14 protein-coding genes are annotated in these 16,468 nt (G+C 60.5%); 6 read left to right on the top strand and 8 right to left on the bottom strand.

The annotated features are described in order from the left end of the window. Window positions 1-12: 12 nt before the first annotated feature. Window positions 13-1,050 carry a rod shape-determining protein MreB gene (gene mreB, locus ACA041_RS03850; protein ID WP_002555108.1) on the bottom strand — a complete coding sequence of 346 codons (1,038 nt, stop codon included), beginning with the start codon at window positions 1,048-1,050 and terminating at the stop codon, window positions 13-15. 210 nt (window positions 1,051-1,260) lie between these two features. Here mreB and gatC point away from each other — a divergent pair, with 210 nt between their 5' ends. From gatC to ACA041_RS03820, 6 genes are all read left to right on the top strand, one after another. Further along, a complete protein-coding gene (gatC, locus tag ACA041_RS03845; protein ID WP_045061473.1) occupies window positions 1,261-1,548 on the top strand; it encodes an Asp-tRNA(Asn)/Glu-tRNA(Gln) amidotransferase subunit GatC in 288 nt (95 codons plus the stop codon). A gap of 16 nt (window positions 1,549-1,564) precedes the next feature. After that, window positions 1,565-3,016, top strand: coding sequence for an Asp-tRNA(Asn)/Glu-tRNA(Gln) amidotransferase subunit GatA (gene gatA / locus ACA041_RS03840; protein WP_497439945.1), 1,452 nt, complete (start codon window positions 1,565-1,567; stop codon window positions 3,014-3,016). 10 nt (window positions 3,017-3,026) lie between these two features. Then, window positions 3,027-4,472, top strand: a complete 1,446-nt coding sequence (gatB, locus tag ACA041_RS03835) for an Asp-tRNA(Asn)/Glu-tRNA(Gln) amidotransferase subunit GatB (RefSeq protein WP_497439944.1) — start codon at window positions 3,027-3,029, stop codon at window positions 4,470-4,472. 148 nt (window positions 4,473-4,620) lie between these two features. Beyond that, window positions 4,621-4,995, top strand: a complete 375-nt coding sequence (locus tag ACA041_RS03830; protein WP_497439943.1) for a septal ring lytic transglycosylase RlpA family protein — start codon at window positions 4,621-4,623, stop codon at window positions 4,993-4,995. Window positions 4,996-5,045: 50 nt separating this feature from the next. After that, window positions 5,046-6,107 (top strand): calcium/sodium antiporter, encoded by a 1,062-nt coding sequence (locus ACA041_RS03825; RefSeq protein ID WP_497442003.1) that lies wholly within the window; start codon window positions 5,046-5,048, stop codon window positions 6,105-6,107. Beyond that, window positions 6,104-6,484, top strand: coding sequence for a carboxymuconolactone decarboxylase family protein (locus ACA041_RS03820; RefSeq protein ID WP_497439942.1), 381 nt, complete (start codon window positions 6,104-6,106; stop codon window positions 6,482-6,484). Before ACA041_RS03825 ends, ACA041_RS03820 begins: the two co-directional genes overlap by 4 nt. Window positions 6,485-6,630: 146 nt before the next feature. On the opposite strand, the gene ACA041_RS03815 is transcribed toward ACA041_RS03820, so the two are convergent. From ACA041_RS03815 to ACA041_RS03785, 7 genes are all read right to left on the bottom strand, one after another. After that, a complete protein-coding gene (locus tag ACA041_RS03815; protein ID WP_497439941.1) occupies window positions 6,631-7,572 on the bottom strand; it encodes an AEC family transporter in 942 nt (313 codons plus the stop codon). A 198-nt stretch (window positions 7,573-7,770) separates the two neighbouring features. Further along, window positions 7,771-9,324: a galactarate dehydratase gene (gene garD / locus ACA041_RS03810; RefSeq protein ID WP_497439940.1), complete on the bottom strand. Its 1,554-nt coding sequence runs from the start codon at window positions 9,322-9,324 to the stop codon at window positions 7,771-7,773. Window positions 9,325-9,335: 11 nt separating this feature from the next. After that, window positions 9,336-10,703 (bottom strand): MFS transporter, encoded by a 1,368-nt coding sequence (locus ACA041_RS03805; protein WP_497439939.1) that lies wholly within the window; start codon window positions 10,701-10,703, stop codon window positions 9,336-9,338. A 153-nt stretch (window positions 10,704-10,856) separates the two neighbouring features. After that, complete coding sequence (locus ACA041_RS03800) at window positions 10,857-12,302, bottom strand: aldehyde dehydrogenase family protein (protein WP_497439938.1); 1,446 nt, start codon at window positions 12,300-12,302, stop codon at window positions 10,857-10,859. Between the two features lie 61 nt (window positions 12,303-12,363). Next, window positions 12,364-13,275 carry a 5-dehydro-4-deoxyglucarate dehydratase gene (kdgD, locus tag ACA041_RS03795; protein WP_046045831.1) on the bottom strand — a complete coding sequence of 304 codons (912 nt, stop codon included), beginning with the start codon at window positions 13,273-13,275 and terminating at the stop codon, window positions 12,364-12,366. Between the two features lie 457 nt (window positions 13,276-13,732). Further along, entirely contained in the window at window positions 13,733-14,482 is a 750-nt protein-coding gene (locus ACA041_RS03790; protein ID WP_497439937.1) for a FadR/GntR family transcriptional regulator, read from the bottom strand. A 190-nt stretch (window positions 14,483-14,672) separates the two neighbouring features. After that, window positions 14,673-16,400: an ABC transporter ATP-binding protein/permease gene (locus ACA041_RS03785; protein ID WP_497439936.1), complete on the bottom strand. Its 1,728-nt coding sequence runs from the start codon at window positions 16,398-16,400 to the stop codon at window positions 14,673-14,675. Between the last annotated feature and the right edge of the window lie 68 nt (window positions 16,401-16,468).

The raw sequence follows: 16,468 nt of genomic DNA, 5'->3' as shown, positions 1-16,468 counted from the left end.
CAACCGGCGATATCACTCGCTGGAAAGCAGGTCCATGGTGTGTTTATCCATCATTTCCAAGGCACGGCCACCGCCGCGGGCAACGCAGGTCAGCGGATCTTCGGCAACGATCACCGGCAGACCGGTTTCCTGGGCCAGCAACTTGTCGAGGTCGCGCAGCAAGGCACCGCCACCGGTCAGTACCAGGCCACGTTCGGCGATATCGGAAGCCAGTTCCGGCGGTGATTGCTCCAGCGCACTTTTCACTGCCTGAACGATGGTTGCCAGGGACTCTTGCAGAGCTTCCAGCACTTCATTGGAGTTCAGGGTGAATGCGCGTGGAACGCCTTCGGCCAGGTTACGACCGCGAACGTCGACTTCGCGAACTTCGCCGCCCGGGTAGGCGGTACCGATTTCCTGTTTGATGCGCTCGGCGGTGGACTCGCCGATCAGGCTGCCGTAGTTGCGACGCACGTAGGTGATGATCGCTTCATCGAAGCGGTCGCCGCCAACCCGTACGGATTCGGCGTACACCACACCGTTCAGGGAGATCAGCGCGATTTCAGTGGTACCGCCACCGATATCGACAACCATCGAGCCGCGAGCTTCTTCAACCGGCAGACCGGCACCGATCGCAGCCGCCATCGGCTCTTCGATCAGGAACACTTCACGGGCACCGGCACCAAGAGCCGATTCACGGATGGCACGACGCTCAACCTGGGTGGATTTGCAGGGAACGCAGATCAGTACACGAGGGCTGGGCTGCAAAAAACTGTTTTCGTGAACCTTGTTGATAAAATACTGCAGCATTTTTTCGCAGACGCTGAAGTCGGCGATCACGCCGTCTTTCATCGGACGAATGGCAGCAATGTTGCCTGGCGTACGGCCGAGCATGCGCTTGGCCTCGGTGCCAACGGCAACGACACTTTTCTGGTTACCGTGTGTCCGAATGGCCACAACCGATGGTTCATTCAGAACGATTCCGCGCTCGCGCACGTAAATAAGGGTGTTGGCAGTGCCCAGGTCAATAGAGAGATCGCTGGAAAACATGCCACGCAGTTTCTTGAACATGGGGAAAGGACCCTAGGCAACGCGTGGGTAAAAAAGTGCGGCAAACTCTAACAACGACAGGGATTTTGGGCAAGGCGCCAATATGTTAAATTGGCCGCTTTTCTGTGCACCAACCCCCACAATCGCGGCCTTATGACCGTAGAAATGCGGTAGTGTTCCGACAATCTAACACACGGACGCGGTCCGTTCTGTTTTCCACTGGAGATTCCCATGGCGCTTGAACGCTCCGACGTGGAAAAAATCGCTCATCTGGCCTGCCTTGGCCTCAATGATGCCGATCTTCCACATATCACTTCGGCCCTGAACAGCATTCTGGGACTGGTCGACGAAATGCAGGCGGTCAATACCGACGGTATCGAGCCGCTCGCCCACCCACTGGAAGCCAGCCAGCGCCTGCGTGCAGACGTCGTGACCGAGACCGATCATCGCGAGGCCTACCAGTCCATCGCACCAGCGGTCGAAAACGGCCTGTACCTGGTTCCGAAAGTCATCGACTAAAGGGAAAGAGCCTGCAATGCATCAATTGACTCTGGCCGAGATCGCCCGCGGTCTCGCCGACAAAAAGTTTTCTTCCGAAGAGCTGACCAAGGTCCTGCTGGCGCGCATTACCCAGCTCGATCCGCAGCTCAACAGCTTCATCAGCCTCACCGAAGACCTGGCGCTGCAGCAGGCCAAAGCCGCTGACGCCCGCCGGGCCAATGGTGAGAGTGGCGCCCTGCTCGGCGCGCCGATCGCCCACAAGGACCTGTTCTGCACCCAGGGCATCCGCACCAGCTGCGGCTCGAAGATGCTCGACAACTTCAAGGCCCCGTACGACGCCACTGTCGTTGCCAAGCTGGCGGCTGCCGGCGCAGTGACCCTGGGCAAGACCAACATGGACGAATTCGCCATGGGTTCGGCCAACGAGTCGAGCTACTACGGCGCGGTGAAAAACCCGTGGAACCTGGAACACGTTCCGGGTGGTTCGTCCGGCGGTTCGGCTGCAGCCGTTGCTGCTCGCCTGCTGCCGGCTGCCACTGCGACCGACACCGGCGGCTCGATCCGTCAACCCGCCGCGTTTACCAACCTGACCGGCCTGAAACCGACCTACGGTCGTGTTTCGCGCTGGGGCATGATCGCTTATGCCTCCAGTCTCGATCAGGGCGGCCCGCTCGCCCGTACCGCCGAAGACTGCGCGATCTTGTTGCAAGGCATGGCCGGTTTCGACGCGAATGACTCCACCAGCATCGACGAGCCCGTGCCAGATTACAGCGCCAGCCTCAACGAGTCGCTGCAAGGCCTGCGCATCGGCGTGCCGAAGGAATATTTCAGTGCCGGTCTCGACCCGCGAATCGCCGAGCTGATCCACAACAGCATCAAGGAGCTGGAAAAGCTCGGTGCCGTGATCAAGGAAATCAGCTTGCCGAACATGCAGCACGCGATCCCTGCGTACTACGTGATCGCCCCGGCAGAAGCGTCTTCCAACCTGTCGCGGTTCGACGGCGTGCGTTTCGGCTACCGCTGCGAAGACCCGAAAAACCTGATCGACCTGTACAAGCGTTCCCGTGGCGAGGGTTTCGGCCCGGAAGTGCAACGCCGGATCATGGTCGGTGCCTACGCGCTGTCGGCCGGCTACTACGACGCCTACTACCTGAAGGCGCAAAAGATTCGCCGCCTGGTGAAGAACGATTTCATGGCCGCCTTCAATGAAGTCGACATCATCCTCGGCCCCACCACGCCGAACCCGGCCTGGAAGCTCGGCGCCAAGAACAGCGACCCGGTCGCTGCGTACCTGGAAGACGTCTACACCATCACCGCCAACCTCGCCGGCCTGCCGGGCTTGTCCATGCCTGCCGGTTTCGTCGACGGCCTGCCGGTCGGCGTGCAGTTGCTCGCTCCGTATTTCCAGGAAGGCCGCCTGTTGAACGTTGCCCATCAGTATCAAATGATTACTGACTGGCACACCCGCACCCCAACCGGCTTCTGAGGAGAAACACATGCAATGGGAAGTCGTGATCGGGCTGGAGATTCATACCCAGCTCACCACCCGGTCGAAAATCTTTTCCGGTAGTTCCACCACCTTCGGTTCCGAGCCGAACACTCAGGCCAGCCTGGTTGACCTGGGTATGCCCGGCGTATTGCCGGTGCTGAACCAGGAAGCGGTGCGCATGGCGGTGATGTTCGGCCTGGCCATCGATGCCGAGATCGGCCAGCACAACGTGTTCGCCCGTAAAAACTATTTCTACCCGGACCTGCCCAAGGGCTACCAGATCAGCCAGATGGAATTGCCAATCGTCGGCAAGGGCCACCTGGACATCGCCCTGGAAGACGGCACCGTCAAACGCGTCGGCATCACCCGCGCGCACCTGGAAGAAGACGCCGGTAAAAGCCTGCACGAAGAGTTCAACGGCGCCACCGGCATCGACCTGAACCGCGCCGGCACGCCGCTGCTGGAAATCGTCTCCGAGCCGGACATGCGCAGCGCCAAGGAAGCCGTGGCTTACGTCAAGGCGGTCCACGCGCTGGTGCGCTACCTGGGCATCTGCGACGGCAACATGGCCGAAGGCTCGCTACGTTGCGACTGCAACGTATCGATCCGTCCGAAAGGCCAGGCCGAATTCGGCACGCGCTGCGAGATCAAGAACGTCAACTCGTTCCGCTTCATCGAGAAGGCGATCAACACCGAAGTGCAGCGTCAGATCGAGCTGATCGAAGACGGCGGCAAGGTGATCCAGCAGACTCGCCTGTACGATCCGAACAAGGACGAAACCCGTCCGATGCGCAGCAAGGAGGAAGCCAACGACTACCGTTACTTCCCCGATCCGGACCTGCTGCCAGTCGTCATCGAGAACTCGTTCCTCGACGACGTGCGCGCGACATTGCCGGAATTGCCACCGCAGAAACGCGAGCGCTTCCAGGCCCAGTTCGGCCTGTCGGTCTACGACGCCAGCGTCCTGGCCACCAGCCGCGAGCAAGCCGATTACTTCGAGAAAGTCGTGAGCATCAGCGGCGACGCCAAACTGGCGGCCAACTGGGTGATGGTCGAGCTGGGCAGCCTGTTGAACAAGCAAGGCCTGGACATCGATCAGTCGCCGGTCTCGGCCGAGCAACTGGGTGGCATGCTGCTGCGCATCAAGGACAACACCATCTCCGGCAAGATCGCCAAGGTGGTGTTTGAAGCCATGGCCAGCGGCGAAGGCAGCGCGGACGAGATCATCGACAAGCGCGGCCTCAAGCAAGTGACCGACAGCGGCGCCATCTCGGCGGTGCTGGATGAGATGCTCGCGGCCAACGCCGAGCAGGTCGAGCAATACCGCGCGGCAGACGAAGCCAAACGCGGCAAGATGTTCGGCTTCTTCGTCGGCCAGGCCATGAAAGCCTCCAAAGGCAAGGCCAACCCGCAACAGGTCAATGAACTGCTGAAAAGCAAGCTCGAGGGCTGATGAGCATCGAGCCAGCTCTGACTACTGGCTCAATTCCCTGTGGGAGCGAGCTTGCTCGCGATAGCGGTTCGGCATTCAATAATGAGTTGACTGTCAAAACGCCATCGCGAGCAAGCTCGCTCCCACATTTGTTTTTGGGAGCTTCCAAATGAAGCGTCTACTCAGTGCCTGCGCCCTGCTCTCCCTGCTGGCCGGTTGTTCCAGCAACGACATCATCGATCCACACGGCTACGACAAGACCGGCACAGCCTCCTACTACGGCGCCAAACACCAAGGCAAACGTACCGCCAGTGGCGAGCGTTTTAACAAGAATTCCCTGACCGCCGCCCACCGCCAGCTACCCTTTGGTACACGGGTGAAGGTCACGAACCTGAATAACGACAAGTCCTGTGTGGTGCGCATCAACGATCGTGGGCCACATACCCGCGGGCGTCTGATCGATATTTCACACGAGGCCGCCGAACGACTGGGTATGCTCAGAAGCGGCACCGCACGGGTTCGCGTGCAAGCCCTCGACGATTGACCGACGGAGCGCCGACCATCTTCGGACTTGCCGATCTACCCCTGCTCAGCGTGATTGAACTGCTCAGCGGCCTGTTGTTACTGATCGCCGGCGCCGAGCTGATGGTGCGCGCCGCCGTGCGCCTGGCCGCACGCCTGCACGTCCGGCCGCTGATCATCGGCCTGACCATCGTTGCCCTCGGCAGCAGTGCGCCGCAGATGGCGGTCAGCCTGCAAGCGACCCTGGCGCAAAACGCCGACATCGCCGTCGGCAGCGTGATCGGCAGCAGCATTTTCAACATTCTCGTCACACTCGGGCTCTCGGCGCTGATCATCCCGTTGCGGGTGTCGCGCCAGCTGGTGCACCTGGATATTCCACTGATGATCGGCGCCAGCCTGCTGGTGTTCGTGTTGGCGTGGAATGAAGAGCTGACCCGGGTCGACGGCGTTCTGCTGCTGGCAGCGCTGGTGCTGTATCTGGGCTTGCTGCTGCGCCAGTCGCGGCACTCGGCCCGTCCACAATCGACCACCCAGGATGTGGTGCAAGCGCCTTGGCTCAGCAGCCTGCTGATGATCGTCATCGGGTTGGCGATGCTGATTTACGCCGGACACCTGCTGTTGGGCGCCGCGGTGTCGGTCGCTACCGATCTGGGGCTTTCCGAGCGGATCATCGGCCTGACCATCGTCGCCGTCAGCACCTCCCTGCCGGAACTGGCCACCTCGTTGATCGCGGCGTTGCGCGGGGAACGGGAGATCGCCGTGGGCAACGTGATCGGCAGCAACCTGTTCAACCTTCTGGGTGTGCTCGGCTTTACCGCGCTGATCGCGCCATCACCGCTGTCGGTGTCGCCCAATGCCCTGGATTTCGATTTGCCGGTGATGCTCGGCGTCGCGGCGCTGTGCCTGCCGGTATTCTATTCCGGCTACCGGTTGACCCGTGTCGAAGGCCTGCTGTTTCTGGGTTTGTACCTGGCTTACGGCCTGCATGTGGTGTCATTCACCACCGGCATGCCACTGGCGGGCAAGCTTGAACACCTGATGCTGTTTTTCGTCCTGCCGGCGCTGGTGGCGTATTTGCTGTTCACGTCGCTGCGCGCCTGGCGTCGCCAACACCACAAGAGGGAATTGCCATGACCGACACTAAAAAGCCCGGCGTTGAAGTCCGTCGCCAAGTGATGGGCGACGCTTTCGTCGATCGCGCACTGGGCAATGCCACCGAGTTCACCCAGCCCCTGCAGGATTTCGTCAACGAACACGCATGGGGCAGCGTCTGGAACCGCGAAGGCCTGCCGTTGAAAACCCGCAGCCTGATCACCCTCGCCGCGCTGACGGCGTTGAAATGCCCGCAGGAATTGAAAGGCCACGTACGCGGTGCGCTGAACAACGGCTGCACCGTGGAAGAGATCCGCGAGGCGCTGCTGCATTGCGCGGTGTATGCCGGCGTGCCGGCGGCGATCGATGCGTTTCGGGCGGCGCAGGAAGTGATTGATAGCTACCAGAAGCCGGAGTAAGTCGCCGAGAACAGCAGCGACTGTTCGGCCGTCTTCGCGAGCAAGCCCGCTCCCACATTTGACCGAGTTCCTCCAGAAAGAATGCGATCAATGTGGGAGCGGGCTTGCTCGCGAAGAGGCCCTATAAAACACCGCAAATCCTGAAGCTAGATCCACCCACCCCACTGCAACAAAAAGATCCCGATGTTGGTGGTGACCGCCGCCATCAGGGTGGTGATCACGATGATCGCTGCCGCCAGTTCATGATTGCCATTGGCCTGACGGGCCATGACAAAGCTGGCGGCGGCGGTCGGGCTGCCGAAGTACAGGAACAGAATCCCCAGTTCCGCACCGCGAAAGCCCCAGAGCCAGGCGCCCAGCGTCGCCAGGATCGGCAGGCTGATCATCTTCACCAGGCTTGAGCTCAGCGCCATCGAGCCGCTTTTGCGCAACGCCGCCAGCGACAGGGTGCCGCCGATGCAGATCAGCGCCAAGGGCAAGGTGGTTTGCGCCAGGTACTGACCGGAGGTCTCCAGCCAACCCGGCAAACCGATATTGAAGTAGGCAAACGGCGCCGCCGCAAACACGCTGATGATCAGCGGGTTGATCATCACGCTTTTAAAGATGCTCCACGGGTCGGACTTGATCACCGGGCTGTAGACCGCCAGCACGATGCTCGAGAGCGTGTTGTATAGCAGGATCACCAGTGCCGCGAGAATCGCCCCAAGGGAAATCCCATAGTCACCGTACATGCTCGCTGCCAGCGCCAGGCCGATCACCCCATTGTTGCCGCGAAACGCACCCTGGGTGTAGATGCCTCGATCTTCCCGTGGGCACTTCCAGATCGCCCAGCCCCAGGCAATGGCGAAACACACCAGGGTGGCGATAGAGAAATAGATCAGCAGCGCCGGTTGCAGCGCGGCGTGCAGGTCGGCATGCAGGATGCCCAGGAACAGCAATGCCGGCATGGTGACGTTGAACACCAGGGCCGACGCGGTGTGAATGAAGTTGTCGTTGATCCAGTCGATGCGCTTGAGCAGCACCCCCAGAAACAGCATGGCAAACACCGGCGCGGTGATGTTCAGGGTTTCGAGGAAGATAGCCAGCATGCCGGGGGTAACCTTGGGTGGGCGTCGTTAGGGGGCTAATGATAAGCCACTGGGGACGTTGGCGTCTGGTAGAACGCCTTCGCGAGCAGGCGATGAGCAACCTGTGGCGAGGGAGCTTGCTCCCGCTGGGTCGCGAAGCGGCCCCAAAAGATGGGACTGCTACGCAGTCCAGCGGGAGCAAGCTCCCTCGCCACAGTCTTACGTGATTGGCGCCGGGTTGAACAAGGTGATGTCGTTATGCAGCTTGTGCTTCTCGGCCCACGTCTGCTTCTTGCCGCTGGCCACATCCAGATAGTAGTGGAACAACTCCCAGCCAAGGTCCTCGATCGAAGCCCGCCCGGTGGCAATCCGCCCGGCATCGATGTCGATCAGGTCCGGCCAGCGCTGCGCCAATTCGGTGCGGGTCGATACCTTCACCACTGGCGCCATGGCCAGACCATAAGGCGTACCGCGACCGGTGGTGAACACGTGCAGGTTCATCCCCGCCGCCAACTGCAACGTCCCACAGACAAAATCACTGGCCGGGGTCGCGCAGAAAATCAGCCCTTTGCGCTTGAAGCGTTCGCCAGGGCCAAGTACCCCGTTGATCGCGCTGCTGCCGGATTTGACGATCGAGCCCAATGACTTCTCGACAATGTTCGACAACCCGCCCTTCTTGTTTCCCGGTGTGGTGTTGGCACTGCGGTCCGCTTCCCCCTTGGCCAGGTAACGGTCGTACCAGTCCATCTCCCGCACCAGTTCCTGGGCAACCTCCTCGGTTTCGGCACGGGAGGTCAGCAGGTAAATGGCGTCACGCACTTCGGTGACTTCGGAAAACATCACCGTCGCACCGGCCCGCAACAACAGGTCTGAGGCATAACCCAGCGCCGGGTTGGCGGTGATTCCGGAAAATGCATCGCTGCCGCCGCACTGCATGCCCAGAATCAGCTCGGACGCTGGCACGGTTTCCCGGCGACGCTGATCGAGCTTCTTCAAGCGGCTCTCGGCCAATGCCATGATCTGCTCGATCATCTCGGTGAAACCATGACTCGAATCCTGCAAGCGGTACAGCCACGGCTCGCTCAAATCCACCGAGCTGTCGTTCTCGTGCATCACCTGTCCGGCCTGCAGCTTCTCGCAACCCAGACCGATCACCAGCGCTTCGCCACCCAGGTTCGGGTTGCGCGCCAGGTTGCGCACGGTACGGATCGGGATGTACGCATCAGTCGCAGTGATCGCCACACCGCAGCCGTAGCTGTGGGTCAGCGCCACCACGTCATCGACGTTCGGGTACTTGGGCAGCAACTCGTCCTTGATGCGCTTGACCGCATGGTCCAACACCCCGGTGACACACTGAACCGTCGTGGTAATCCCCAGAATGTTGCGCGTGCCAACGGTGCCGTCGGCGTTGCGATACCCCTCGAATGTAAAACCTTCCAGCGGCGCCTGTGCCGCCGGCACCTCGGTGGACAGCGGCAAGCTGTCCAGCGGTGGCGCGGTCGGCATGCGCAGTTGATCTTCCTTGACCCAGCTGCCACGTGGAATCGGTTGTAACGCGTAGCCAATGGTCTGGCCGTAACGGATCACCTGTCCGCCCTCGGGAATATCTTCAAGGGTGACCTTGTGGCTCTGCGGAACGAAATCCACGGTGACCAGGCCGTCCGGAAACTCGGTGCCGGCCGGTACGCCCTGATCGTTGACGACGATGACCACGTTGTCCCGCTCGTGCAGGCGGATGTAGCGCGGCGAGTCGGAATGTTCAATCAACTGCATGACGCCGCTCCTCAGGAATGCGCTTGAGACAATTTGTTATTGGTTTCAGGACCGCTGACTGGCGGCTCCTTGAGCACCACACGCTTGATCGGACCCACGATCACCAGGTAGCTGAACACCGCGACCAGTGCGTTGCAACCGACGAACACCAGCGCCCATTTGAACGAACCGGTGGAGCTGATGATGTAGCCGATCACGATCGGGGTGGTGATTGAGGCGATGTTGCCAAAGGTGTTGAACAGGCCACCGCTCAGTCCGGCGATCTGTTTCGGCGAAGTGTCGGACACTACAGCCCAACCCAGCGCACCCACGCCTTTGCCGAAGAACGCCAGGGCCATGAAGCCGACGACCATCCATTCAACGTCCACGTAGTTGCAGGCCACGATGCTGCTGGAAACCAGCAAGCCGGCGATGATTGGCGCCTTGCGGGCGAAGGTCAGGGAATGGCCCTTGCGCAGCAGGTAGTCAGAAATGACCCCGCCGAGCACACCACCGATAAAGCCGCAGATCGCTGGCAACGAGGCAATGAAACCGGCCTTGAGGATGGTCATGCCGCGTTCTTGCACCAGGTACACCGGGAACCAGGTCAGGAAGAAGTAGGTGATGCCGTTGATGCAGTACTGGCCCAGATACACGCCGAGCATCATGCGGTTGGTCAGCAGTTGGCGGATGTAGTCCCACTTCGGGCCGTCGGCTTTTTTGCCTTTGCCTTTGTCCTGATCCATGTCGACCATGCCGCCGTTGTCGGCGATGTGCTTGAACTCGGCTTCATTGATCATCGGATGCTGGCGCGGGCTGTAGATAACTTTCAGCCAGATCCCCGAGAAGATGATGCCGATCACGCCCATGACGATGAACACGTGCTGCCAGCCGAAGCTGTAGACAATCCAGCCCATCAGCGGCGCAAACAGCACGGTGGCAAAGTATTGCGCCGAGTTGAAGATCGCCGAAGCCGTGCCGCGTTCAGCGGTCGGGAACCAGGCCGCAACGATGCGTGCATTACCAGGGAAGGATGGCGCTTCGGCCAGGCCCACCAGGAAACGCAGCATGAACAGCGCAACCACCGCCGTGGACATGCCGAACTCGCCGACATAACCCTGCAGCACGGTGAACAGCGACCAGGTGAAGATGCTCAGCGCGTAGATTTTTTTCGAACCGAAACGGTCCAGCAGCCAGCCACCGGGAATTTGCCCGGCCACGTAGGCCCAACCGAATGCGGAGAAGATGTAGCCGAGGGTGACCGCGTCGATGCCGAGGTCTTTTTGCAGGCTGGAGCCCGCGATGGCAATAGTGGCCCGGTCGGCGTAGTTGATCGTGGTCACCAGAAAAAGCATGAGCAATATCAAATAGCGGACGTGGGTCGGCTTGGTCGCTTGCATGTAGATGTACTCCCACTGATTATTTTTATGCGGGTAATAACGGTGTTGTTTTTGTGGGAGCTGGCCTGCCAGCGATGCGGGCACCTCGGTGTGCCAGTCACACCGCGGTGATGCCATCGCTGGCAGGCCAGCTCCCACAGGTATTGCGGTGGATCAGGAACCGACGTAGGCAGTTTTTACGACCGTGTAGAACTCTTGCGCGTAGCGACCTTGCTCGCGGGATCCATAGGATGAACCTTTACGCCCACCGAATGGAACGTGGTAATCCACGCCCGCCGTCGGCAGGTTGACCATCACCATCCCGGCCTGGGAATGGCGCTTGAAGTGGTTGGCGTACTTCAGCGAGGTAGTGGCGATGCCCGCCGACAGACCGAACTCGGTGTCGTTGGCCATGGCCAGCGCAGCGTCGTAATCGGCCACGCGCACGATGTTGGCCACCGGGCCGAAGATCTCTTCGCGGCTGATGCGCATCGCCGCTTCGCTGTCGGCAAACAGGGTTGGCGCGAGGTAATAGCCTTCGGTATCGCAGGTCACCAGACCACCGCCGCTGACCAGACGTGCACCTTCGGACTGGCCGATGTCGATGTACTTCATGTCCTGTTCAAGCTGCGCTTGCGAGACGACCGGACCGATGTCGGTGCCGGCCTTCAGCGCGTGACCGACCTTGATCGACTTCATGCGCTCAGCCACGGCTTCGACGAACTTGTCGTGAATCCCGGCGGTGACGATGAAGCGACTCGAAGCGGTGCAACGCTGGCCAGTGGAGTAGAACGCGCTCTGCACCGACAGCTCGACCGCTTGCTTGAGGTCGGCGTCGTCGAGAATGATCTGCGGGTTCTTGCCGCCCATTTCCAGCTGAACCTTGGCCTGGCGCGACACGCAGTTGACTGCGATCTGACGACCGACACCCACGGAACCGGTGAAGCTGATGCCGTCGACTTTCGGGCTCTGAACCAGCGCATCGCCAACCACCCGACCGCTGCCCATCACCAGGTTGAACACGCCGGCCGGGAAGCCTGCGCGGGAGATGATTTCAGCCAGCGCCCAAGCGCAACCCGGCACCAGATCGGCCGGTTTCAGGACGACGCAGTTGCCGTAGGCCAGGGCCGGGGCGATTTTCCACGCTGGAATCGCGATCGGGAAGTTCCATGGAGTGATCAGACCGACCACACCCAGCGCTTCGCGAGTCACTTCGACGTTCACACCCGGACGCACGGACGGCAGATAGTCGCCGGACAGACGCAGGCATTCACCGGCGAAAAACTTGAAGATGTTGCCGGCGCGGGTCACTTCGCCGATCGCTTCGGGCAGGGTCTTGCCCTCTTCCCGAGCCAGCAAGGTGCCGAGCTCTTCGCGGCGGGCGAGGATTTCAGTGCCAACTTTATCCAACGAATCGTGACGAGCCTGGATGCCCGACGTGGACCAGGCCGGGAACGCGGCGCGAGCGGCGTCGATGGCGGCGTGAACCTGAGCGAGATCAGCCTTGGCGTATTCGCCAATGGTGTCGGTCAACTCCGACGGGTTGATGTTGGTGGAGTAATCGCTACCCGCAACCCACTCACCATTGATGTAGTTATCGAAACGCTTTGCATTTGCCACTGGATATTCTCCTCACGCAAAAGGCCGCTGATTACTCAGCGGCCTTGTTTAATCGGGTGTGTTACTGAGCACCTTGCTTGTCGATCAGCGCTGCGAGCATTTCATACTCTTCGCCGGTCAGATCAGTCAGCGGCGCACGCACAGGACCTGCGTCATAGCCGACAATTTTTGCCCCAGCCTTGACGATGCTCACCGCGTAGCCTGCTTTGCGGTTACGGATGTCCAGGTATGGCAGGAAGAAGTCGTCGATGATCTTGCCGACGGTGGCGTGATCTTCGCGGGCAATGGCGTGGTAGAAATCCATCGCGGTTTTCGGGATGAAGTTGAACACCGCCGAGGAGTAGACCGGTACGCCCAAGGCCTTGTAAGCCGCGGCGTAGACTTCGGCGGTCGGCAAACCACCCAGGTAGCTGAAGCGATCACCGAGGCGGCGACGGATCGACACCATCAATTCGATATCGCCCAGGCCATCCTTGTAGCCGATCAGGTTCGGGCAGCGCTCGGCCAGACGTTCCAGCAGCGGCGCGGTCAGACGGCAGACGTTGCGGTTGTAGACCACCACGCCGATTTTCACCGACTTGCACACGGCCTCAACGTGGGCGGCAACGCCGTCCTGGCTGGCTTCGGTCAGGTAGTGTGGCAACAGCAACAGCCCCTTGGCGCCCAGACGCTCGGCTTCCTGAGCGTATTCGATGGCTTGACGGGTCGAACCGCCAACACCGGCCAGGATCGGCACGCTGGTTTCGCAGGTGTCGACGGCGGTCTTGATGATTTCCGAATATTCGCTGGCCGCCAGAGAGAAGAACTCACCGGTACCGCCTGCGGCGAACAGCGCCGAGGCGCCGTATGGGGCCAGCCATTCGAGACGCTTGATGTAGCCAGCGCGATGGAAATCGCCCTGGGCATTGAAGTCGGTGACCGGGAAAGACAGCAGGCCGGAAGAGAGGATGGACTTCAGTTCTTGTGGATTCATTATTCGAACACCCTGGGTAGCGACGTTTGTGTGAGAGAAAACCGTTCAGCTCTCGCCGAGTTGTAGGTCATCGTACAACTTAAATAATAACCGTCAACTGCATTTCATCGCTGCGGGTGTAAATTGTTGGACAAGATGGGCTGGCGACGAATGAATCTGGGCCTTCGGTTCAGAAAAAAGGGATGCACGGACGCCGCGCCCGATGGGCGCTTAGGAGATACGTTGTCGGAAGATCGAGGGGGGATTAGCGAGGGGAGCTGATTTCAGGAGAGAAAATGGTGGTATGGCAACCGGCCCCTTCGTCGGAACGCCGCCCGGAGCCGGCTCGCTCCCACATGGGATCGACTGTGAACACAGGGTTTGTGAACAACGCAATCAACTGTGGGAGCGAGCCGGCTCCGGGCGGCGTTCCGACGAAGGCGGCCTCTCAGGCGATACATCACCCGAATCAGAAATCTTACCCCCGCTGCGCCTCAGCCTCTTCGTGGGCATTGCGCAGCCGCTCACGGCTGTTGGTCAGGTGCAAGCGCATGGCCGCACGGGCTGCATCGGAATCCTGGCGGGCAATCGCGTCGTAGATCTCTTCGTGCTCACGACTCAGGCGGTTCATGTAATGCTGCTGGTCATCATGGGCCAGGCGTGCCGAATTGAGTCGCGTCCGCGGAATGATACTGGTGCCCAGGTGCGTCATGATATCGGTGAAGTAGCGGTTGCCGGTCGCCAGGGCGATCTGCAGGTGGAACTGGAAGTCGGACGCCACGGCATCGCTGGCGTGGGAGACACTTTCATTCAATGCGTCCAGCGCTGCCCGCATCAGCGCCAGCTGCTCGGCGCTGCGGCGCTGGGCGGCAAGGCCGGCGGATTCGACTTCCAGGCTGATGCGCAGTTCGAGAATCGCCAGTACGTCACGCAGGGTGACCACGGTCGCCGGGTCGATACGAAAACCGCTCGGGCTCGGGGTATCGAGGACGAAGGTGCCGATGCCGTGGCGGGTTTCAACCTGCCCGGCCGCCTGCAAACGGGAAATCGCCTCACGCACCACCGTCCGGCTAACGCCATGGGCGTCCATGATCGCCGACTCGGTGGGCAATTTGTCGCCGCGCTTGAGATGACCGTCGCGGATCTGCTCGGACAGCACCGTCACCAGTTCCTGTGCGAGGCTGCGGCGCTTGCGAGGGAGGCGTGGAGCGTCGATCGGGTTTTCCATGGTGAACGTCATTCTCGAAAAATTCGGCTGAACCCGCATCATAGCTCAACGCAGTTGTACGATCACCCACCACCCCCCTGTAGGAGCGAGCTTGCTCGCGATGGTCTTGAGGCCGCGGAGGTAAACCTGATGCCCGCGTTATCGTTAACCTCCATCGCGAGCAAGCTCGCTCCTACAGGGGGTGGTGGTGTCAGGCGGTCACTGTCTGGTCCACCAGATGGCCATTCTCGATGCGAATGTGCCGTGGATGGAAGCGCTTCAGGCTGCTGCGGTGGCCGACGCTGACAATGCTCAACCCCGGTACCTCATCAATCAGGGCCTGATACAGCGACGCTTCGTCCTCTTCGTCCATTGCCGAGGTCGCTTCGTCCATGTACAGCCATTGCGGTGCATAGAGCAATGCACGGGCGAACGCCAGACGTTGCTGTTCACCCGGCGACAACATGCGCTGCCAGTGGTTGGCTTCATCCAGACGCGCCACCAGGTGCGGCAAGCGACAGGTTTCCAGCACCTGCACGTAGCGCTCGTGCGGGTAGGTGTCGCCGGACTGTGGATAACTCAGCGCTTCACGCAGCGTGCCAATCGGCAGATACGGTTTCTGCGGCAGGAACAGGTAGCGCGCCGCTGGCAGGCGAATACTGCCATGCCCCGCCGGCCACAAATGCCCCATGGCCCGCAACAAGGTCGATTTGCCGCTGCCGGAACGACCGCTGAGCATGACGCGCTCGCCCTCCTCCACGGTCATGTCGGCGTTGGTCAACAGGTGACGGCCGTCCGCCAGGTCGAGACCCAGGTTGTGCACCTTCAACTCCGAGCCCGCATTCTGCACATCGATCATCGGCGCGCGCTCTTCGTTGTCCGTCATGGCCTGGCGGAAACTCAACAGACGATCGCAGGTGGCGCGCCAGGAAGCGAGGCTCTGGTACGCACTGATAAACCAGCTGAAACTCTCTTGCACGTTGCCGAACGCCGAACTGATCTGCATCAGCTCACCGAGTTCGATCTTGCCCGCGAAGTAACGCGGCGCGGCGACCATGAACGGAAAGATGATGGCTGCCTGGCTATAACCGGCGGTAAAGAACGTCAGGCGCTTGGACACCTTCATGATGTCCCAGAAGTTGTGCCAGACCAGCCCGAAACGACTGCTCAAGCGACGGTTTTCATTCGGCTCGCCGTTATAAAGAGCGATGCTTTCGGCGTTTTCGCGAATCCGTACCATGGAGAAACGCAGGTCCGCTTCGAAGCGTTGTTGCCGGTTGTTCAAGCCGATCAGGCGACGACCGATCAAATGCGTCAGCCAGCTGCCGATCACCGCATAGACCAGCACACACCAGAACATATACCCGGGAATGGTAAAACCGAAGACTTCGATACTGCCCGACACGCCCCACAGGATGATCGAGAACGACACCAGGCTGACAATGTTGCGCAGCAGTCCAATGCCCAGCTCCAGGGTGTTGGAGGTGAAGTTGTTGAGGTCTTCGGAGATCCGCTGATCCGGGTTATCGGTGTAGCCGCCTTGCTCAAGGTGATAGTAATTCTTGTTGCCTAACCAGCGGGCGAAATGCTTTTCGGTCAGCCAGGCCCGCCACCGGATGGTCAGCATCTGGGTCAGGTACAGCCGGTATACCGCGCCGACAATCGCCACCGCCGCAATCCCGCAGAAATACAGGATCAGCCGCCAGAACGCAGCCTCGTCCTTTTGTTGCAGGGCATTGTAAAAATCCTTGTACCAGGTGTTGAACCACACCGAAATCCCCACGCTGACCAGCGACAGTACGATCACCGCGATCAGCAGTGTCCAGGCCTTGACCTTCTCTTCACTGCGCCAGTAGGGCGTGATCATCGCCCAGACTTTGCGAAAAAACTGCCCGCGCACAGCATCATTGACCGCGGAATATTCAGCGTTCTGATTCATGGAAAAGGCTCATTGGAGAAAAGAACGACACACGAACCGATCATAGATGATCAGTTCGTGTTGTAACG

The sequence above is a fragment of the Pseudomonas sp. LBUM1676 genome (assembly GCF_059695605.1).
This window is presented reverse-complemented; position numbering and strand designations above follow the sequence as displayed.